Here is a 3,998-nt window from a genome sequence, read left to right as displayed (position 1 = left end):
ATGTCCAGGTCGCCGCGCCGAACCTCGGGGTTCATGCCCTCGGGGGCGGGATCGGGCAGGGGATCGCCATGGCCATCGGCGCGGCGGCGAGCGCCGAGGCGCGCACGATCGCGCTTGTCGGCGACGGTGGCGCCCAGCTTGGGCTCGCCGAGCTGATCACGGCGGTCGATGAGAACCTGCCGATCACCCTGGTGCTGATGAACGACGCGGCCTACGGCGTGATCGAGAACATCCAGGACGCCCAGTACGGCGGGCGGCGGCATTATTCGAAGCTGAAGACGCCCGATTTCGGGCTGCTGTGCAGATCCATCGACATGCCCCATGTCCGGGTCAGCCGGATCGAGGAGTTCCCGCAGGCCCTGGATGCGACGTTCGGTCGAAGCGGCCCCGCGATGGTGGAAGTCGACATGGTCGCCATCGGCCCCTTCGCGGAGTCCTTCGCGGGGCCTCCGGCAGGCGCGGCAGGGGGTAAGTGATGAGCATCGGCCATGTGGCGATCATCGGGTTCGGTGCGATCGCCCGCGACCTGATCGACATCCTGTCGGCGCAGGACGCCGCGCCCGGGCGCATGACCCTGCTGGTGCGCCCGGGCCGCGCGCCCGATGTGCAGGCGGCCGCGGGCGCGCGCGTGTCCGTCACCTCGGACCTCGCGGCGCTGCTCGAGACGCTGCCCGATGTGGTGGTCGAGTGCGCCGGTCACGGAGCCGTGGCGGAGTTCGGGGTGAACGTGCTCGAGAGCGGCACGGATCTGGTCGTGGCCTCGGTGGGCGCCCTGGCCGACGCGGAGCTCGCGGCGTCGCTGGAGGATGCCGCCCGCCGAACCGGGGCGCAATGCGTGGTGCCCGCGGGCGCCATCGGCGGGATCGACGCGTTGGGCGCCGCGCGTCTTTCGGGGCTGATCTCGGTGCGTTACACCGGCACGAAGCCTCCCGCCGCCTGGGCCGGCACCCCCGCCGAGGATGCGTGCGACCTGGCCGCCCTGACCGCGCCGTTCGCCTTTTTCGAAGGCACCGCGCGGGACGCGGCGCGCCTGTTCCCGAAGAACGCGAATGTCGCGGCAACCCTCGCGCTGGCGGGCCTCGGAATGGACAGGACGACCGTCAGCCTCGTGGCCGATCCCGCGGCGGCCGAGAACATCCACAGCTTCGCCGTCGCCTCGCAGGCGCTCGACTTCACGATGAGACTGGCCGGCAAGCCCTCGCCGTCAAATCCCAGGACCTCCCGATCCACCGTCTACAGCATCGCCCGCGCCGTCCTGAACCGGCACGCCGGGATCGTCATCTGAGGACCTCATGGAGCAGCGATTTCGCGACGATCTGATCTTCGTCGGCGGCCTCTGGCAGCGAGGACGCGGCGCGCCGATCACCTCGCAGTTCGCGGCCGACGGCAGCGTGAACGCGACGATTTCCGGTGCGTCCGCCGAGGATGTCGAGGAGGCCATCGCCCGTGCACGCGACGCGCAGCCGGCCTGGGCCGCCCTCAGGCCCCATGAGCGGGCGACGGTCCTCCATCGCATCTCGCAGGGTCTCGCCGCCGGGATCGAGCGCATCGCCTGGGTCCAGAGCCGCGACACCTCCAAGACGTTGACGGAGACCCGCGCACTGGCCGCCTCGGCCGCTGCCACCTTTCGCTATTTCGCGGCGGTGGCCGAAACCATGGACGATCTGCTGACCGTGCCGCGCGGCGACTACACGACCGCCTCGATCCACGAGCCGCTGGGGCTGGTGGCCGCGATCACGCCGTGGAACTCGCCGATCGCGTCCGACGCCCAGAAGGTCGCGCCCGCACTTGCGGCGGGCAACGCGGTGCTGCTGAAGCCCGCCAGCTGGTCGCCGCTCGTCAGCCTCGAGCTGGCGCGCATCGCCGAGGAGGCGGGTCTGCCGCAGGGGTTGCTTTCGGTCCTGCCCGGCTCGGGGCGCGAGGTGGGCAACCTGCTTGTCGAACACCGCGACATCGCCAAGGTCTCCTTCACCGGCGGCACGTCGACGGGCCGCAGGCTGGCCCATGCGGCGGCCGAAAAGCTGATGCCCATTTCGCTGGAGCTCGGCGGCAAGTCCCCCACGATCGTGTTCGAGGATTGCGACATCGACCTTGCGATCGCGGGCATCCTGTTCGGCATCTTCTCGTCCTCGGGCCAGAGCTGCATCGCGGGCTCGCGCCTGTTCGTGCAGCGCAGCATTCACGACGCCTTCGTCGAGCGGCTGGTGACGGCGACGCGGGCCCTCGTCGTCGGCCATCCGTTCGACGCGGCCACGCAGGTGTCCTCGCTGATCCACCCCGAGCATCGCGACAGCGTGGCGCGCTACGTGGACCTGGCGCGCGAGGAAGGCGGCACGATCCTGTGCGGAGGGGCTCCGCCCGCGGAGATGGCGCTGCAGGCGGGGGCCTATTTCGAGCCGACGATCATCTCGGGGCTGAGCAACGCGGCCCGGACCTGCCGGGAAGAGATCTTCGGCCCCGTCCTCGTCGTCATGCCCTTCGAGGACGAGGCCGATGTCATCGCGCAGGGCAATGACAACGACTACGGGCTGGCCTGCGGGATCTGGTCCTCGGATCATCGCCGCTGCCAGCGCGTCGCCCGGGCCATTCGGGCCGGGACCGTCTGGATCAACACCTACAAGCAGTTCTCGATCTCGACGCCCTTCGGCGGCGATGGCGACAGCGGGGTGGGCCGCGAGAAGGGCCGCGAGGGCCTGCGCGCCTACCAGCGCCAGAAGTCGATCTACGAGGACATGTCCGGCCGCCCGCATCCATGGGCCCGATGGCCCTAGCGCCTCGAATATCCCAGAGCCCGCGAGGCGTCCCGCGCCGCAGACGTGACGGCGTCGATCAGGGCCGGATCGCGATCCGCGAAACGCGCCTCGGGGCCCGAGACGTTGATGCCGCCCACGACCTGACCCGAATGATCGAAGACCGCCGCCGCGCAGGACCCGATGCCGGCCTCGAAATTGCCGACGCTCCAGGCGAAACCCGCCGCCTTGTCGTTGTGGGCCTGGGCGAGGATCCCCTCGAGCGTCCGGGGGGTCTTGTCCGTCGCCTGCGCGGGCGGATCGCCGGTGAAGATCTGCCGCAGTCGCGCGTCGGAGAATTCGGCGAGGATCGCCCGCCCGATGGACGAGGCGTGTGCCGGCAGCCGCGACCCCGTGCGCACGTTGCTGACGAGGTGCGAATTGGGGGCCTCGCGTCCCAGGTAGATGATGTCGCGCCCGTCCAGCACGCCCAGATGCGCCGACATGCCGGTCGCAAGGCACAGGTCGCGCAGGATGGGCCGGCAGACGTGCACGATATCGCGCCCCTCGATGGCTTGCGCGCCCAGGCTGACCAGCCCCGCGCCGAGGCGATACCCGCCGCCGTCTTCCAGTTCCTCGATCATGCGGTGCTCGACCAGGGTGTGGATCAGACGGATCAGTGTCGTTCGGTTGATCCCCAGATCGCGCGACACCGTGGACAGGTTCCGCGCCCGCTGGCCGTCGCCGATGTAGTGCAGAAGCTTCAATGCGCGCTCGACCGGCGGGACGGAATAGTTGGTCCGGGATGTCGTGTCGTCCATCGGGCTGTGTCCTGTCGCACGGCGTTGATCGCATCGGTCGCCCGCCGCGTCGCGCGATGGAAATCTGTTGACCGCGCACGGGCTGATGGCCTACCTTTGAACAGATAGTTCAATATAGAACACATTGCAAGCTTGAAGGGGACGGTGTGGCGCTTTCGATCGGCATATGTGGCGGCGGCATCGGCGGGCTTTGCGCGGCCATTGCGCTCCATCGTTCCGGTCATGACGTGCGGGTGTTCGAGAAGGCGCGGTCGATCAACCGGGTCGGCGCGGACATCAACCTGACGCCGAACGCCGTCTTCGCCCTCGACCAGATGGGCGTCGGATCCTACCTGCGCGACAGCGCGGCACGCCCCACGTTCCGCATCAGCCGGGACGGGATCACGGGCGAGGAAACCTCGCGCCTGCCGATGAGTTCGGCGGCGGAGGAGAAATACGGCGCGCCGCA

Annotated in this window: 4 protein-coding genes and 2 pseudogenes; 5 read left to right on the top strand and 1 reads right to left on the bottom strand. The window is 69.6% G+C overall.

The window, feature by feature from the left end:
* The 3 genes from ACTS11_RS19595 to ACTS11_RS19585 all read left to right on the top strand — a co-directional run.
* Positions 1 to 476 (top strand): thiamine pyrophosphate-dependent enzyme (locus tag ACTS11_RS19595; protein WP_442641966.1); only part of this gene is annotated, 476 nt, incomplete at its 5' end.
* Complete coding sequence (locus tag ACTS11_RS19590; protein WP_442641965.1) at positions 476 to 1,285, top strand: aspartate dehydrogenase; 810 nt, start codon at positions 476 to 478, stop codon at positions 1,283 to 1,285. The genes ACTS11_RS19595 and ACTS11_RS19590, both read left to right, overlap by 1 nt.
* A 7-nt stretch (positions 1,286 to 1,292) precedes the next feature.
* On the top strand, positions 1,293 to 2,771 hold the full coding sequence (locus ACTS11_RS19585; RefSeq protein WP_442641964.1) for an aldehyde dehydrogenase: 1,479 nt from the start codon (positions 1,293 to 1,295) through the stop codon (positions 2,769 to 2,771).
* On the opposite strand, the gene ACTS11_RS19580 is transcribed toward ACTS11_RS19585, so the two are convergent.
* Positions 2,768 to 3,550 carry an IclR family transcriptional regulator gene (locus tag ACTS11_RS19580; RefSeq protein WP_442641963.1) on the bottom strand — a complete coding sequence of 261 codons (783 nt, stop codon included), beginning with the start codon at positions 3,548 to 3,550 and terminating at the stop codon, positions 2,768 to 2,770. The genes ACTS11_RS19585 and ACTS11_RS19580 overlap by 4 nt on opposite strands.
* A gap of 146 nt (positions 3,551 to 3,696) precedes the next feature.
* On the opposite strand from ACTS11_RS19580, the pseudogene ACTS11_RS19575 reads away from it, so the two are divergent.
* A pseudogene (locus ACTS11_RS19575) lies at positions 3,697 to 3,762 on the top strand (hypothetical protein); the annotation flags it as partial.
* Between the two features lie 15 nt (positions 3,763 to 3,777).
* Positions 3,778 to 3,998 (top strand): annotated as a pseudogene (locus tag ACTS11_RS19570) (hypothetical protein); the annotation flags it as partial.

The sequence above is a fragment of the Roseicyclus sp. genome, from assembly GCF_052168335.1.
GTDB lineage: Bacteria > Pseudomonadota > Alphaproteobacteria > Rhodobacterales > Rhodobacteraceae > Roseibacterium.
This window is presented reverse-complemented; position numbering and strand designations above follow the sequence as displayed.